Raw genomic sequence first — 14,592 nt, forward strand, 5'->3', positions numbered from 1 at the left:
ACCTGTTGAGGTGAGGGGAGAGACCATGCGCATCACAGCCAAAGCGGGCAAATGCGATTCGATCACGGATATCGGCGGCCTGCGGGTCGGCCAGGTGGCATGCGAGAAGGCCCAGACCGGCGTGACGGCAATCATCCCCGACGAGCCCGTGGCTATGGGCGTGGACGTGCGCGGTGGCGGGCCGGGCACGCGCGATACAGACGCGCTTGACCCCACATGCCTTGTCGAACGGGTGCACGGCGTGGTGCTGTCTGGTGGGTCGGTGTTCGGTCTCGCGGCCGCCGACGGCGTGATCGCGGCCCTGTCGGAAAAAGGCATCGGTCTGCCGCTTGGGCCGCGGGCCGTGCCTGTGGTGCCTTCCGCGATCCTGTTCGATCTGATGAACGGTGGCGACAAGGACTGGGGCACCGAAGCGCCTTACCGGACGCTTGGCATGCAGGCTGTCGAGGCCTTGTCCCATGATGTTACCGAAGGGCGGGCAGGCGCAGGCTTTGGCGCCCGGGCAGGGGCAAAAGCGGGCGGTATTGGTACTGCCAGCTTTGAAACGGAAGACGGCCTGAAGGTCGGCGCCATCGTTGCTGTAAACAGTTTCGGGTCCGTAACTGATGCCTCTGACGTTGATCTTGGTGATGTCGCCCTACCGAAGCTTGGCTTTGTTGGTGCCAACACCACGATCGCAGTGATTGCCACAAACCTGGCGCTGGACAAGGCGGGCTGCAAACGCCTGGCGATGATGGCGCAGGACGGGTTGGCCCGTTCAATCAGGCCCATCCACACCCCGTTTGACGGCGACACGGTCTTTGCCCTGTCGACAGGCGCAAAGCCGCTGGAGGCAGACCTGGCGCCGACAATGGCGGTCCTGGGCACTTTGGCAGCGGATGCGCTGGTTCGCGCGGTGCAGAAAGCTGTGGCCTAAGGCTTTGATTCGAACAGCTTCTGGCGTTCGCCCACGACGAATCGTTCCATGATCTCGGCTTCGGTGCTGGCTTCTGCCACGATGCGCGGTATCTCAAGCGCCATCAGGGTATCCAACCGACTGGCCGTACGGCTAAGGCGCGTGAGTGCCAACTGCGCAGAAAACCAGGCGTCCTGCATGGCGTCGCCCTCTTCCGCCTCAGCAATTTTGGCCTTGGCCTTGCGGTACGCCAGCGTCTCATCCCTCAGGGCTTCCTTGATCGTCAGTAGAAGGTCGGACGCTTCTTCTTCTGACGAAGGCAGCGAATCGGCCACTGGTGCGGGCGATGCTGCCCCGGTCAGGGCCGGGCGTGTCGGCGGTGTGGGCTTGTTGGTGGGTACAGCGGCGGGGATTTCAGACCGCACGATTTCACGCTCCCTTTCCGACGGATTTGGCACCGGATCAGAAAGATTCGGCCAGCCGCCTTTACTGCTTGAACAAGCAGAAAGAATCACGGCGGCTGTAAAAATAGAGACAATTTTTGCGCTTATTTTCACCATAAAAGCCTTATATTATGGGCGTTTGAGGGCTAAAGCCTATCCCTGAAATGTGGCGGAAACAAGAAAAAGCGATTTCCCTCTTGCAATATAAAAGCAATCTGATTAGGTTCCGCCGCACACCTTGAGGGTAACCCCTTTCAGGTGACAATTTGATGGCATGCACCGGTAGCTCAGCTGGATAGAGCACCAGACTACGAATCTGGGGGCCGGGGGTTCGAATCCTCCCCGGTGCGCCACTCAAAACAACCCGCCTTCTGGCGGGTTTTTTTATGGCGCACCAACTTCTGGCCCATCTGGGCGCCACTCAAAAACAACCCGCCGTCCGACGGGTTTTTTATGGCCTAGCGAGCATCCCGCCACATCAACCACATGGGCGGGCAGCCGGGTGCGGGCACGATTTCTTCTATCACGCGAAAGCCGTGGCGTTCATAAAAGGGCGTGTTACGGGGTTTGGAATTTTCCAGAAACGCGGGCATGTGCGCAGCATCAATGGTGGCAAGCGCTTCTTCCATCAATTGGCTGCCAACACCCCGGCCCTGCAGGCTGGGGTCAACCGCAATGGCGAACAGATAATAGTGTGGCGTCCCGGGGTGCTTACCAAATAGCGCCTTATCCAGCGCCATCCCGCGCCGGAGCGCTGTGGTGCCACTGTGGGTCAGGATCGCAGATGCAAGAGCCAGGTTGCCCATCAAGCCATAGTCTTTGCAGTCACCCGGCGATAGCCAGAGCGTGCCGGCAAGCCCGTCCGTTGTGACATGGCCAAAGCCACGCTTCAGATAGCAGTGCCGGGCCATGGCGGTGAAAGCAGGCCGCATCGCAGCGGTACCGTTGAAGGCCCACTGATTTACGGGATCATCGGCGAATGACTCCGCAACGATGGATCCTATCAGGTCATGTTCCTGACGGCCGAGGCGTCGGCAGGCGCTGGACAAAGCATCTTCCTCCCAAAATGTGAAACAGTTTCACTTTATTTGGGCCAGAAGGCTGGCTTGGCAAGGAAAAAGGCTGCGCCTCAGGGGTGACGCTGCATGTCTTCCATCATTTTGCGGGTATTGCGGTCGCGTACCACCATGATGGCCCAAACCGCCAGGATGACCCACATAATGAAGCCCAGGCCCGCAACAATGCTCAAAACCCAGGCCAGAATCCAGATAATGGCGCTAAGGATAGCCTGGAACGGTTTACCTGCAAGCAGAAGCGCGAGTGGTGGAATGAGCAAGGCAACAAGATACAGCATGACGTCTCCCTTAATACTGATGCTGACAAAATAGGTCGGGCGGCTTGGCGATGGCAAGCGCCAAAAGACGCCGCATATAGAAAAGCCGGCCTCAAGGGGCCGGCTTGGTCAGGCATTTATGGGAGATGCGCCGCCTAGAGCTTTGGCAGGTCTTCCTCAAGAACGCAGACATTCATCGAATAGGATACTTCCCCTTCGTCGTCGTCTTTGTAGATCACACCGATAAATTCTTCGCCCAACATCATCTCGACCGAATCCCCAGCCTTCGGGCGGCGAACCAGCTTGATCATATTGTTGTTGAATTTGCCCTGCAGGTACGCCTGCAGCCGCGCGATCTCGTTCGGTGTCACCCTGATGCTCCTCGGTCCGGAATGGTTGTTGCCTTGGTTTATCGAAGGGCACCCCCCAATTGCAAGGAAAACCATCAATAAAAGCAGTCTCTCGCCCTGCGGGCGTTTTATCGCTTGTTAATGTTTGGGAGTTAGATAGCTTAAAGGGGGTAGAGGACAAGTTAAGGGCGAATACGAGTGACAGACGATCAGTTTTCATATGCCGACGACGAAGAGCTGGTGGGCCAATTTCTGGAATGGACCGGAAATGCCGTGGTGGAAATGCGCGGGATTGTAGACGCAATGCCTGAGCGCGACGCCGCAGAAGGCGAAACCGCCAGCCGCCTTTATGACCTGTCCCACAACATCAAAGGCATGGGCAGCAGCTTCGATTTCAACCTGATGACGACCGTTGGCACCTCCCTGTGCGTGTATATCAAAAAGCTTGAAGGCGAGATGAGCCGCCGTGTGGTGGATGCCCATGTGCGTGCCTTTGAAGTGATTCTTGCCAACAAGATCAAAGGTGATGGCGGTGAAAAAGGCGCGGCACTTGAAAGCCGGTTGACCACCATTATTGCTGAGGAATCCCAGGGCTAAACTGCACCATTGTTCCTCTTTTGTTCTTTTTTCTTGCGCGCAACTGCGCCATTCGCCATGCTGTTCCCCACCTTGACGCGCAGGAGGAACGCCATGGCCAACCAAGCCCCCAACACCTGTTCGAATGACAACGGCCGGCCTGAAGTGACCGAATCGGTCACCCGTGGTGTGGTCCGTTTCCTGATGGATCTCGGCTTCGCCCCCTTGACGGAACTGCCGCTCACCAACGGGCGGCGCGTGGATGTGCTCGGGCTGGACCGGCGGGGCAAGGCGGTGATCGTGGAAGTGAAATCGTCTGTGGCCGATTATCGGGCTGACACCAAATGGATCGAGTATCTCGATTATTGCGAGGAGTTTTATTTCGCTGTCGATGCAGCCTTCCCGCGCGACATCCTGGATGCCCCCGACAGCCTGCCGGATGTGGCAGGGCTGATTATTGCGGATGCATATGGCGCTGACATCGTTCGCCCGGCCGCGGTACGGCCGGTGAATGCGGCCCGGCGCAAGACCCTGACGCTCAAGATGGCGCGGGCCGGGGCCCAGCGCCTTTCTGCCCGGATGATCGGACGCCTTGGGTGATTCGCTCGCTTCAGGCGTCGCTGCCGTCTGCTTCCACCACGGTAGTATAGTTTTCCCAGCGCGCCCGCCCGCCTTTGTTTTCCAGCACATTCTGAAGGGCCGCCACCGTGCGGCGCTCATAGCGCGTACCAGCATCGCTGTTCAGGATATCAAGGGCCTTGTCGAAGCCCAGACCTTCGCGGTGCGCCCGGGCCGACACCATACCAACAAAGGCGTTTGCGACGCTGAGGATGCGCGCGCCGGGTTCAATGGCCTCCCCGGCTTTTCCGTCCGGTTCGCCGCTGCCGTCCCAGTGTTCGCGCATCTGGCCGAGAATCGCCGCGACAGGACCCTTGAAATCAAGGCCTGCCACCAGCGTGGCACCCTTCTGCATGCTTTCGCGTACCAGGGCGAGTTCCTCGTCGGTCAGCGGGGTCTGTTTGGTCAGGATCGCCGTAGGCACAAAAATCTTGCCCAGGTTCACCAGCTGTCCGGCAATCCGCACGCTTTCGAGGGCCTCGTCGTCCCAGCCGATCTCCTTGGCCACCGTGTGCGCAACATCTGCCACCCGGTCCGAATGGTGTTTGCTCCAGGGATCGCGGGCATCAATGATTTGCGTCAGTGTGCTGACCAGCTGTTTGAACAGTGTTTCGGATTGTTCCTTCGCGGCAACAAGGTCCGAGATATCCTGCATCACCAAAAGGGCCACAGCTTCGTTGTCGCCCTCGGCCTTCAGTGGCAGCAGCTGGGTTTGGAAAATCTGTTCCGCGCCGTCCTTCTCAAGCCGCAAATGCTGACTTGTGGCCTCGCCCGCGACGGCCTTGCCGACAGCAGTGCGCAGTTTGTCTGCGATCTCGCTGGCAAAGGCTGTGTCGAGGCGCCGGTCATTAAGGTCTGCGACCGGCAGGCCGGTGACATTCCCCAGATGCCTGTTGGCGAAATGTACTGTCATGTCCGCGCCAAGGGCGGCAATGGCGGTGGGCTGGTTGTCGCTGACAGACTGCAGGAACCGGCTGAGTGCTTCGTTTTTGGCAGACAATTCCGCCTGTTCCCGCCAGGCGGTCTCAAGGCGGCGGGACACGCCGTGGCGCCATACCATCACCAGCGCCGCCAGCACAAAGAGGGCTGCCAGCGACAGGGTGATCATCAGGCTGTTGCGGCGTTCGTCGATCTCGGCCATGGCTTCGTCGGCATTGATGGTGCGCACCAGAATCCAAGGAACGGGGGCTGAAAGCTCGCGCCCGGTCACCAGCACTTCGGTATCGGCATAATTGGTCAGTGACGCAAAGCCCCGCGGCTCACGCGCGGCAAAGGCGGCTGCCATATCCACGCGGGCATCACCGATGCGGCCGCCTTTCGCCAGGGGCGTCAGCGGTACGACGATGTCGCCTTCTTGCGGTTGAACCAGATAGGTTTCGCCGGTTTTGCTGGCAGCACCCGGTTGCTCAAGTGTCTTGAGGAAATCATCATTGAGCGGGCGTGCACCGACGACCCAGATGTCCTGTTCCGTCGCTGCTGTCATGCCTTCGCCTGTGATGCGAGCACCAAACAACACAAGGGGCGTCTTGTCTTCAAGGCGGGGACCCAGTGCGATGAAAGACCCGCGCGCATCAGCGGGCCATTCGCCGGGGCGCAGGATCGGCATGCCTGTCGAGGCGACAAGCGGTGTGCCGTCCCCCTTGATGATGGCAAGTCCGGCACGCTGTGGGCGTTTCACATTGGCGGCCACCTGGTCGATTGCGCGCTGTTCGTGGAATCCTTCCCTTTCGGCTGCTGCTGAAAGAAGCGCGAACACATAACCGCGCTGGCCTTCCGCAAATTCACTGTCGCCGCCGATGGCCTGGTTGGCATAAAGCTGTACGGTGGCATCTGCCGCCAGTTCTTCAACACTGGCAATGTGCCGGTTCAGCCATGCGGAAACTTCAAGCGCCCGGCTGTCAGCTACCAGGTTTAACCGGTCGTGCCAGCGGGTTAGATTCTGTTCTGCCTGCGACTGGGCAAACTGGAAGATCAAAAAGAAGCCGACAGCCGCGACTGCAAGAATGCCTGCTCCAGCCGCGAGAATGGATTTTCCTGACTCGGATTTGCCTGATTCTTTGGCGCGCGCCATAAGTTTCCCCTGCAGTTTCGGCTGCTTTAAGCGGCCATTGGCTCCCATCCTGGAAAGACGGGTTCGTTAAATTTATGGTGAGACATTGCCATTAGGCTTGGCGTCCCTTACCCCGGACACTATGTTGGAGCAGAATGCGTCTGAGCTCAAATGGTTTTGCGGCAAATGCCCCCAGGCTGGAAGCGTCCGTAACGAAGGCATGAACAAGGTTATATGACTGTAATAATGAGGATATTGGTAATTTGTGCACTTTTGGTGGGGCTTAGCGTCCCAACATTTGCTGCTTCCAAAATCGTCATGAACGGTTTGTTCGGCAGCCGGGAAATTCCGTCCAGCAACATGAAGTCTTTTGACAAATGGACTGAGATGTGGCGCAGGCACAACCTGCCACGCTCTGAAAAAGAGCCAACCGTTGAACCAGTGGATGGGCCGCCATGCCGGGGCCTCGCCCGCATCCAGTGTGGTCGCGACGCCTGGAACCAATTTATTACTGATCACACAGAATCCAGCGGATTTGATCTTTTAGAAGCTGTTAACGAATATATGAATAAATCCCCTTACATCGTGGACCCGGTGAATTGGGGGATACCGGACTATTGGGCTACGCCTGACGAGTTTTTCCTCAAGGATGGTGACTGCGAAGATTACGCGATCAGCAAATATATCACGCTGAAGCGACTGGGAGTGCCAATCGACAGAATGCGGTTGGTGATCTTGCAGGACGAAAATTTACGGACGGCCCATGCCGTGCTAGCGGTGGAAAGCGAGGGGGAGACATATATTCTGGATAATCAGGTGGACGCAGTCTTGCCGCACGGCCAGATTCTGCACTACCGGCCTGTTTATTCGATCAACGAAACCACCTGGTGGTTGCATCAAGTAAAGCGGTTTTCACGCTAAATTAATGTTTTTTCTGTTCAATTGCGTCTTAAATCGACGCACTTTCTGGATTATTGCAAGGTGAGCAAAAGCAACACAATCGAACGGATGGTGGATTATGCCCGTGGCCTTCGGCGGCATGCTGAAGGGCGCCGAGCTGTGCACGTCAAGATGTCGGCGCTCGAGCGAGAGTTCCGGCAGGAACACTACCGTTTGTTCGCGGCCTCGGCCCTCAGAGGTTTGGTTACCAAGTTTGGCGCGACCATTTTCTCGCTGCCAAACGCCGATATCGTTCTGGTTGTGAAAGATGCTTCCGTTGATGATATTGACCCGCCACTGAACAATATTCGGCGTAAGCTGAAGAAATCTGCCGTAGTGGCCAGGCTGGACCCTGTCCAGGGCGTCAGCGACGATTTCGTCACCTGGTTTGATTTGGAAGAGGATTACGACGGCTTCAACACCTATGTAGAACGGCTCTCTACCGCGCTCGAAGCTGGCGCGGCATTTCGGGACGATCTGGAAGCGGCAATCAAGGCGCCACCCGGTAAAAAGCTGGAGATCAAGAAGCCTGCGTCGTCTGAAACGCCGCCTTTGAAGCCACCGGCCCGCCATGTGCGGATGATGCCGATTGACGCGCCAGCCCACACCTTTGAAGACCGGGAACTGGACCCTGAACTTTTGCTGGCGATTACCAAGGCGCTGCACGGTGCTGATATCGCCGGACAGCTTCGGAAACAGCCGGTTATGGCGATCATCGGCGAAGGCGAAATGATGCCTGTGCTGGTGCATAAATGGATTCCGCGGCATCTCTTGTATGAAGTGCTGCTGAAGGGGCGTGTGCTCGGTGCCAATCGGTGGCTGGACGGCTACCTTGAAGACTATATCGCCAAGCGCGTGCTGGCTTCGACACCTTCGATGGCCAATATTGACTCGCTCGCATCCAGCATCCGTGTGACCTCAGCTGCCGTGATGTCTGATTCGTTTGACCTGTTTGACGGGTCCATCGGGGCCGCGCCGCGGTCAAAGATCGTGCTGGAGTTTGGCGCGGTAGATATCATTGCGAATCCGGTTGTCTATAGCGCCGCAAGCGAGAAGGTGCTGAGCCTGGGGTACAGGATTTCCATCGCCGATCTGCATCCGCTGTCGTTCCTGGCCATTGAATATGACAAGCTGAACGGGACGTTTGTGAAGCTGGTGAAGCCGGAAGGCCCGGTGGGCAATTGGCTGACGGAAGAAACCGAAACCGCCATCCACCGCAAAGTCGACCGGGTGGGGCAGGCGCGGGTGATCCTGGATGCCTGCCACGAACCGGCTGACATTGACCTTGGCCACTTGATGGGTATCACGCTTTTTCAGGGCCAGGCCGTTGCGCCGCTTGCGGAACTTTCACCGGAAGAATTCTAGGGCTACCGCCGCCTATTGGGGGGACCGTTTGGCCAGGATGCGCTGTAGCGTCCGCCTGTGCATATTCAGGCGCCGCGCGGTCTCCGACACATTGCGGTCGCACAGTTCATAAACCCGCTGGATATGTTCCCACTTCACCCGGTCCGCCGACATGGGGTTTTCGGGCGGTGGTGGGGTTTGCCCTTCCGGGGTCAGCAGCGTGCCCGCGATCTGGTCTGGGTCGGCCGGTTTTGACAGATAATCAACCGCACCGGCTTTCACAGCCGCCACCGCGCTCGCGATATTGCCGTAGCCTGTCAGGATCACAACCCGCATATCCGGATTGATCTGCCGCAGCGTGGGCACAAGGTCTAGGCCGTTCCCGTCTTCAAGGCGCATGTCGATCACGGCATATTCAGGTTTGTGTTCGGCGGCCAGTCGGGCACCTTCCTCAATGCCTTCTGCGGCGAAAACATTGAAACCGCGTCGTTCCATCGACAGGGTCAAACGACCGCGAAACGCCTTGTCGTCTTCCACTACAAGCAGGCGCATTTCGCCTTCATCGGTTGGTTGCTCCGCCATCGTTTCTATTCCTGTTCTGGGCTGCTCTGTTGCCCCGCTTGTACCCCAAGGGGTGCTGGTTCTTCAAGGGCGCTCCGAGGCCATTCGATAAGAATTTGCGCCCCGCCCATTGCCGCATTCTCGAAACTGACTTTGGCGCTGGTGCGTTCCAGAAGCGTTTTCGCTATGAAAAGCCCTAGTCCAAGCCCGCCATCCTTGCCCGGCGTCGGCTGACGCGTGGTGACATACGGTTCGCCCAACCGCTTTATGATCTGTGGGTCGAAGCCAGGGCCATCGTCTGAAACGGAAACTGAAACCACCTTTTCATCCCATCCCGCGCTGATCTGCACGGCAGTGCGTGCAAAGCCGGAGGCATTCTCGATGATGTTCCGAAGGGCGTGAATAAGTTCTGGCGTACGCATAACCTTCAGAGGGCCGTCGCCGCCTGTCGCATAGCGAATGGCGACGCCGCGGCTTTCATGGGGCGCAGCCGCTTCGCGCAACATGGCTTCCAGATCGACTGTAACAAAATGATTGTCGTCTCCGGCTTGCCGGTGCTTGCGAAGCTCTGACAGGATATCACGGCAGCGCTTGGTCTCATCAACAATTAGCTCAAGGTCCACGCGGGTTTCTTCATCACCCTCCCAGTGATCCAGCAGTTCCTTCGAGGCCAGCATGATGGTGCCAAGCGGCGTGCCCAGTTCGTGCGCGGCGGCGGCAGCCAGCGTGCCCAGGGCTGCCAGGCGCTGTTCACGTTCAAGCGCAATCTGGGTGACGGCGAGGGCCCGTGCGCGGCTACGGCCCTCGCGCCCAACCCGCGCCATATAAAGCGCCAGGAACACAAGCGTGAAACACAGGCTGGCCCATACGCCAGCCTCAAGCATGAGGGGCAATTCAGGCGGCGGCCCTGACCACGGCAACGGAAACGGTGTGACGGCAAGCGCAGACACAAGAATAAGCGACAGGGCGATCAGGAATTTGGTGCTGTGCTGCCCCAGGATGGAAGCAGAGACGCTGGTGGGTGCCAGCAGCAGGACGGCGAAAGGATTGTTCAGCCCGCCTGTTGTGAACACCAGGGCAAACAAGTGGATCAGGTCAAAGGCCAGGTGGGCGGCCGCCTGCCGGTCACCCAGCCGGATGTTCGGATCGCCTTTCAGGGTGAACCAGAGGTTCATTGCCGCGGATGTCAGGACAATAGGGACGGTTATTTCGGGGCGGACGTCATACTTCATGCCCCAGCCGACGACGGCAAGTGCCAGCAACTGCCCGGCCACCGCCATCCAGCGGATCAACACCAGGGTGCCCAGGCGCACACCACCGTCCAATGCCAGATCCGGATTTACCTGCAGCAGGTCGCTGTTGTTGGTGTAGAGCTGATTGGGCATCGGGCTGAGGTCCTTTGGGGCTTTGGTATTTCTTCGACAATGACCCTAAGGGCCGGCAAGCGCAAAGGCCAGCAGCATCAGTGTCGCCAGAAGGCCGATCAGGCCTGCCACCAGAAACACCAGCCCGGCTTTTCTAAGGTCAGCGCTGGTTTGCTTGGCACGCCCGTCCTTTGGCCCAACCCAGGGTTGGCGTTTGCCAGGGGCGAATCGGAAAGACAGGTTTAGGCCGTGCGCCAGCGCAGACAGGGGCAACAGGCGAGAGGGCAATGCCCCTTTGCGGCCCCTCAGCGGCGCCAGAAATGCGACAAGACGAGTGCTGGGAATAAAGATGTGCGCGGCTGCGATCATCAGCGTGGCAAGGATGCTGCCTGGCAGTGCCGCAAGCTCCCCGATCAGCCAGAAGGGACGCAGGAACGGGCTTTCCGGGCGGGCTACATTTAGCTCTGCTGCTTGGTCGATCACGGTCCGCAGGAACCGGTAAGGCAGCAGCAGGGAAAAGCCACCAATCGCGAAAATCACCAGATTGCTGACGACAGTGTCGGTGAAGCCGAAGGTTGCCCGTTTGATGTTTTCGCGCGTCAGGTCGTGCTGCTCGAATGCGGCACTTTTGCTGTCCCGAATGATACCCGCCCACAGCCTGTGTTGCCGCAGCAGCAGGGAAAGTGCAAAAGCAGCAGCCACAAAGCTGAAGGGGCTCAGAAACAGCAGCGGGTCAAGCGCCCGGCCAAGCCAGAAAAAGACTGGCAGAAAAAGGGTGAGCACGATGATCCCTCGGACAAGCCTTTCGCCGTTTGATCTTGTCGTGCGGTCCAGCCGTCCGGTCAGGAAGGCGGACAATTTGGTCAGGTAATCTTCTGGGCCGGGTAGCCAGCCCAAGAGGCGTCGGGAGCCAAAAGCCAAGTCCAGAACAAGGGCCAGGCCGAACAGTAATACGAAGTTCGGCCAGGCAGTCCCTGTTATGGCGATCAGGCTGTTAATATGTCGCCCCCGCTTCTTCCAAGATGCGCACCATGTTGCGGTTGCGGCTCAGCTTGGCATATTCAAGGGCTGTCTTGCCGGTGAAATCCTGCACATTCGGGTCTGCGCCGGCGTCAAGAAGAACGCGCGCCACGCGTTGTTTGCGCGCCCGTACTGCCTTGATCAGCGCAGTTTCCTGCCCGATGTCGGCCCGGTTTGGGTCTGCCTTGTAGCTCAGCAATAGCTTCACGCCAGTCACGTCGCCTGCAATGGCGCGGCGCATGAGAGCAGTCTCGCCGCGCTCCGGGTCACCGATATCCGGGTTGGCTTCATAATCCAGCAACAGTTTCACAAGGGCCAGATTGGATTTGTCCACGGCGATCAGAAGCGCGGGGACCTTGTCTGACCGGCGGCGTGTATCGGGCGATACGCCCTGAGCCAGCAGGGTGGTCACTTCCTTGATGTCCTGTTCGTCGACGGCCTTCAGCAAATCATACTGTGGCGAGGCCGTTACCTGCACAGCAGTGCCGATGACAAGCAGAAGAACAGTGGCGATCAGGGATAACTTGCGTTTAAGCGCGAACATGGAAACTCCGTATCAAAATTGTGTCATGATGCCCCAGGCATGCCGTTGGGCCGTGACATGTGCGGCACATATTTCTATAAGACTTGCGCGATCACAACCCCCAAGCCGCTTATTTGAGTACACGGGGCGATCAATTTATGGAGATGTGGCATGAAAGTGATACGGATTGTTGCCTGGTTGGCCGTTGCCATCGTGGGTATTTTCATCCTTGTGAACCGGTACCAGAGCATGCAGGACACCAATTCTGGTCCTGGTGGCCCGTTCGTACTGACATCCCATACAGGTGAAACCGTCTCCAACAATGATTTCAAGGGCCGCTATATGCTGATTTACTTCGGCTATAGCTTCTGCCCGGATGTCTGCCCGATTGAGCTGGGCAAGATGTCTGCGGCCATGACCATGCTTGAAGGCGAAGGGTATGACATCAGCCCGCTGCAACCGATCTTCATTTCGGTAGACCCTGAGCGCGATACAGTTGAGGCACTGGCGGACTATGTTACAGATTTCCATCCCAGCCTGGTAGCTCTGACCGGTAGCCCTGAGGAAATTGCTGCAGTCGCAAAGGAATACCGGGTATATTACAAGAAGCGCGAGCAGGAAGGCCTGGACAGCTATCTGATGGACCACCAGTCGGTGATTTTCGTGATGGACCCGGATGGCAAATATGTCCGCCTGTTCTCAAGCCGCAACACACCAGCTGATATCGCGGACGCGCTGAAGCCGGTGCTTTTGAAAGCCAACTGATGCCTTTCTGGAAAGAAAAATCACTTGAGGATATGACTCGCGAAGAGTGGGAAAGCCTGTGTGACGGTTGCGGCAAGTGCTGCCTGCACAAGCTGGAAGACGAAGATACAGGGGAAATCCATTTCACCGACGTGGCCTGCCGGTTTCTCGATCCGGAGACCACCCAATGCGGTAAATATCTGGTGCGCCAGCGCTATGTGGGCAACTGTGTGGTCATGAGCCCGGATCTCCTTGAGACCTTGCCCTGGATGCCTTCCACCTGCGCCTATCGGCTGCTTTATGAAGGCAAGGACCTTTATGATTGGCACCCGCTTGTCTCCGGTGACCGGGACAGCGTGCACAAGGCCGGCCAGTCAGTGAAAGGCCGCACAGTGGATGAGCGCGAGGCAGGCGACTACGAAGACCATCTGGTGGACTGGCCCGCCTGATGATCCTATGATTGTTGCCACAGGGAACATGGGGGCGCATTGAGCAATGGGCAGCGTATTTGGGGCATTATTTTCAGTTGGCATACCTGTCGCGGTAACAGCCTATCTATTGATTGGGTGGCTCATCCATAGTGGCCGACTGCAGAGCTTTTCCAACCGGAAAGAGCTCAATGAGCACATCCGGGGCATCAAGAAAGAAAAGAAAGAGCAGAAGAAAGAGCTCAAAAAGAAGAAAGAAAAGCACGCTAAAGAATCTGACGTGGCCTTCCGGAAATGGCTACAGTTCGGCGGTGGCTTTTATGGCACCGCAGCGCTCTATACTTTTGTGGTCAATGAGATTGCAGATATTTTCCGGTTCCTCGTAAAAATTCTGAACTTTGCTGCCTGGGAGATCGATTGGGCACTTGGAAGCATTATCAATTTCCTCGTGCGCACTTTCATAGATCTCCTGATCAACAGCCTGCAAAATTTTCTCGCCGCCATTCTTTGGTTCATGGAGTGGGGTGCTGACGATGACGGTTTGCGTATCGGCATGAACTTTGTGATGGCTTATGTGGGATACGGCATTGGCTCCAGGCTTGCCAATGACCATGCAGCCCGTGATGTCGGGCACCCGCGTCTGTGGCGGTGGACACAAAGAATGCGGGCCAAACGGAAGGGCGAAGAAACTGCCGAGGAGAAACAGTGACCGAACCGCTGCAGATCATGCTTGGCGACGAGGCAGTGCCCGTGAAGGTGCGGCGCAACGCCCAGGCCAAGCGGATGGTTTTGCGGGTTTGCCCGACGACCGGGGAGGTCAAACTGACCCTGCCGAAGCGGTCAAGCCTCAGGCAGGCGCAAAAATTCCTGGCAGGGCATCTGGACTGGATCGACGGTCAGCGCGACAAGGCAGACAGCGTGGCGCCGCTTGGGCACGGGGACAGCGTCCTCTATCTGGGGCAGCCCCATCAAATTGAGTTTACTGACCAGTCGCCGCGGAAAGTGCTGGCCGTTGGCGGCGTCATCCGCGTCGGCGGGCCAACGGACCTGGCCCCGGGCAGACTGCTGAAGTGGTTCAAGGCGTCGGCGAAAGAGGCCCTGACTGACGCGTCAGAGGCTTATGCAGACCTTCTGGATGTGCGCTTTAACCGCGTCAGTATCGGTGACATGAAAAGCCGCTGGGGTAGCTGTTCTTCGCGCGGCACGCTGCGCTACAACTGGCGTCTTGTTCTGGCGCCGCATGATGTGCTCAGGTATGTGGCCGCGCATGAGGTGGCGCATCTTCTGGAGATGAATCATTCAGACAGGTTCTGGGCCCACGTGGCGCGGTGCGAACCTGACTATCAGACCCACCGCCGTTGGCTGAAACGCCATGGTAGCGATTTGTTTGCCGTGAAGCTCTGA

At 57.9% G+C, this 14,592-nt stretch carries 18 protein-coding genes and 1 tRNA gene; 10 read left to right on the forward strand and 9 right to left on the reverse strand.

What is annotated here, in order from left to right:
- Window positions 1-25 precede the first annotated feature (25 nt).
- Window positions 26-916, forward strand: coding sequence for a P1 family peptidase (locus B3Z17_RS12050; protein ID WP_286830000.1), 891 nt, complete (start codon window positions 26-28; stop codon window positions 914-916).
- On the opposite strand, the gene B3Z17_RS12055 is transcribed toward B3Z17_RS12050, so the two are convergent.
- Window positions 913-1,320, reverse strand: a complete 408-nt coding sequence (locus tag B3Z17_RS12055) for a hypothetical protein (protein WP_286830001.1) — start codon at window positions 1,318-1,320, stop codon at window positions 913-915. The two genes, B3Z17_RS12050 and B3Z17_RS12055, sit on opposite strands and share 4 nt — an antisense overlap.
- A gap of 294 nt (window positions 1,321-1,614) precedes the next feature.
- On the opposite strand from B3Z17_RS12055, the gene B3Z17_RS12060 reads away from it, so the two are divergent.
- Window positions 1,615-1,691, forward strand: a tRNA-Arg gene (locus B3Z17_RS12060).
- A gap of 105 nt (window positions 1,692-1,796) precedes the next feature.
- On the opposite strand, the gene B3Z17_RS12065 is transcribed toward B3Z17_RS12060, so the two are convergent.
- The 3 genes from B3Z17_RS12065 to B3Z17_RS12075 form a co-directional block, all read right to left on the reverse strand.
- On the reverse strand, window positions 1,797-2,387 hold the full coding sequence (locus tag B3Z17_RS12065; protein WP_286830002.1) for a GNAT family N-acetyltransferase: 591 nt from the start codon (window positions 2,385-2,387) through the stop codon (window positions 1,797-1,799).
- Window positions 2,388-2,467: 80 nt separating this feature from the next.
- Complete coding sequence (locus tag B3Z17_RS12070; protein WP_074519543.1) at window positions 2,468-2,692, reverse strand: hypothetical protein; 225 nt, start codon at window positions 2,690-2,692, stop codon at window positions 2,468-2,470.
- 134 nt (window positions 2,693-2,826) lie between these two features.
- A complete protein-coding gene (locus B3Z17_RS12075) occupies window positions 2,827-3,042 on the reverse strand; it encodes a DUF3126 family protein (protein ID WP_068301366.1) in 216 nt (71 codons plus the stop codon).
- A gap of 177 nt (window positions 3,043-3,219) precedes the next feature.
- Between B3Z17_RS12075 and B3Z17_RS12080 the strand changes: the two genes are divergently transcribed.
- Window positions 3,220-3,618: a hypothetical protein gene (locus B3Z17_RS12080; protein WP_068301363.1), complete on the forward strand. Its 399-nt coding sequence runs from the start codon at window positions 3,220-3,222 to the stop codon at window positions 3,616-3,618.
- A gap of 93 nt (window positions 3,619-3,711) precedes the next feature.
- On the forward strand, window positions 3,712-4,197 hold the full coding sequence (locus B3Z17_RS12085; RefSeq protein ID WP_286830003.1) for an MmcB family DNA repair protein: 486 nt from the start codon (window positions 3,712-3,714) through the stop codon (window positions 4,195-4,197).
- A gap of 10 nt (window positions 4,198-4,207) precedes the next feature.
- Here the strand turns inward: B3Z17_RS12085 and B3Z17_RS12090 are convergent, their stop codons facing one another.
- On the reverse strand, window positions 4,208-6,286 hold the full coding sequence (locus tag B3Z17_RS12090) for an HD domain-containing phosphohydrolase (RefSeq protein ID WP_286830004.1): 2,079 nt from the start codon (window positions 6,284-6,286) through the stop codon (window positions 4,208-4,210).
- A 213-nt stretch (window positions 6,287-6,499) separates the two neighbouring features.
- On the opposite strand from B3Z17_RS12090, the gene B3Z17_RS12095 reads away from it, so the two are divergent.
- Both B3Z17_RS12095 and B3Z17_RS12100 read left to right on the forward strand, forming a co-directional pair.
- Window positions 6,500-7,186, forward strand: coding sequence for a transglutaminase-like cysteine peptidase (locus tag B3Z17_RS12095; protein WP_286830005.1), 687 nt, complete (start codon window positions 6,500-6,502; stop codon window positions 7,184-7,186).
- A 60-nt stretch (window positions 7,187-7,246) separates the two neighbouring features.
- Complete coding sequence (locus B3Z17_RS12100; protein ID WP_286830006.1) at window positions 7,247-8,569, forward strand: hypothetical protein; 1,323 nt, start codon at window positions 7,247-7,249, stop codon at window positions 8,567-8,569.
- A gap of 12 nt (window positions 8,570-8,581) precedes the next feature.
- Here the strand turns inward: B3Z17_RS12100 and B3Z17_RS12105 are convergent, their stop codons facing one another.
- The 4 genes from B3Z17_RS12105 to B3Z17_RS12120 all read right to left on the reverse strand — a co-directional run bounded on the left by B3Z17_RS12105 (window position 8,582) and on the right by B3Z17_RS12120 (window position 12,037).
- Window positions 8,582-9,130: an ActR/PrrA/RegA family redox response regulator transcription factor gene (locus B3Z17_RS12105; protein WP_068301345.1), complete on the reverse strand. Its 549-nt coding sequence runs from the start codon at window positions 9,128-9,130 to the stop codon at window positions 8,582-8,584.
- Between the two features lie 5 nt (window positions 9,131-9,135).
- Window positions 9,136-10,494: an ActS/PrrB/RegB family redox-sensitive histidine kinase gene (locus B3Z17_RS12110; RefSeq protein ID WP_286830007.1), complete on the reverse strand. Its 1,359-nt coding sequence runs from the start codon at window positions 10,492-10,494 to the stop codon at window positions 9,136-9,138.
- A gap of 45 nt (window positions 10,495-10,539) precedes the next feature.
- Complete coding sequence (locus B3Z17_RS12115; RefSeq protein WP_286830008.1) at window positions 10,540-11,256, reverse strand: hypothetical protein; 717 nt, start codon at window positions 11,254-11,256, stop codon at window positions 10,540-10,542.
- A 211-nt stretch (window positions 11,257-11,467) separates the two neighbouring features.
- Window positions 11,468-12,037: an ankyrin repeat domain-containing protein gene (locus tag B3Z17_RS12120; protein ID WP_286830009.1), complete on the reverse strand. Its 570-nt coding sequence runs from the start codon at window positions 12,035-12,037 to the stop codon at window positions 11,468-11,470.
- Window positions 12,038-12,187: 150 nt separating this feature from the next.
- On the opposite strand from B3Z17_RS12120, the gene B3Z17_RS12125 reads away from it, so the two are divergent.
- The 4 genes from B3Z17_RS12125 to B3Z17_RS12140 are packed head-to-tail and all read left to right on the forward strand — an operon-like array spanning window position 12,188 to window position 14,592.
- A complete protein-coding gene (locus tag B3Z17_RS12125) occupies window positions 12,188-12,781 on the forward strand; it encodes an SCO family protein (RefSeq protein WP_286830010.1) in 594 nt (197 codons plus the stop codon).
- Complete coding sequence (locus B3Z17_RS12130; RefSeq protein WP_286830011.1) at window positions 12,781-13,209, forward strand: YcgN family cysteine cluster protein; 429 nt, start codon at window positions 12,781-12,783, stop codon at window positions 13,207-13,209. The genes B3Z17_RS12125 and B3Z17_RS12130 overlap by 1 nt, the downstream gene beginning before the upstream one ends.
- A 46-nt stretch (window positions 13,210-13,255) precedes the next feature.
- Complete coding sequence (locus tag B3Z17_RS12135; RefSeq protein WP_286830012.1) at window positions 13,256-13,897, forward strand: hypothetical protein; 642 nt, start codon at window positions 13,256-13,258, stop codon at window positions 13,895-13,897.
- The gene (locus tag B3Z17_RS12140) at window positions 13,894-14,592 is read left to right on the forward strand and encodes a M48 family metallopeptidase (protein WP_286830013.1); all 699 of its coding nucleotides are present in this window, start codon (window positions 13,894-13,896) and stop codon (window positions 14,590-14,592) included. Before B3Z17_RS12135 ends, B3Z17_RS12140 begins: the two co-directional genes overlap by 4 nt.

Source organism: Kordiimonas sp. UBA4487, assembly GCF_002389025.1.
Lineage (GTDB): Bacteria > Pseudomonadota > Alphaproteobacteria > Sphingomonadales > Kordiimonadaceae > Kordiimonas > Kordiimonas lacus.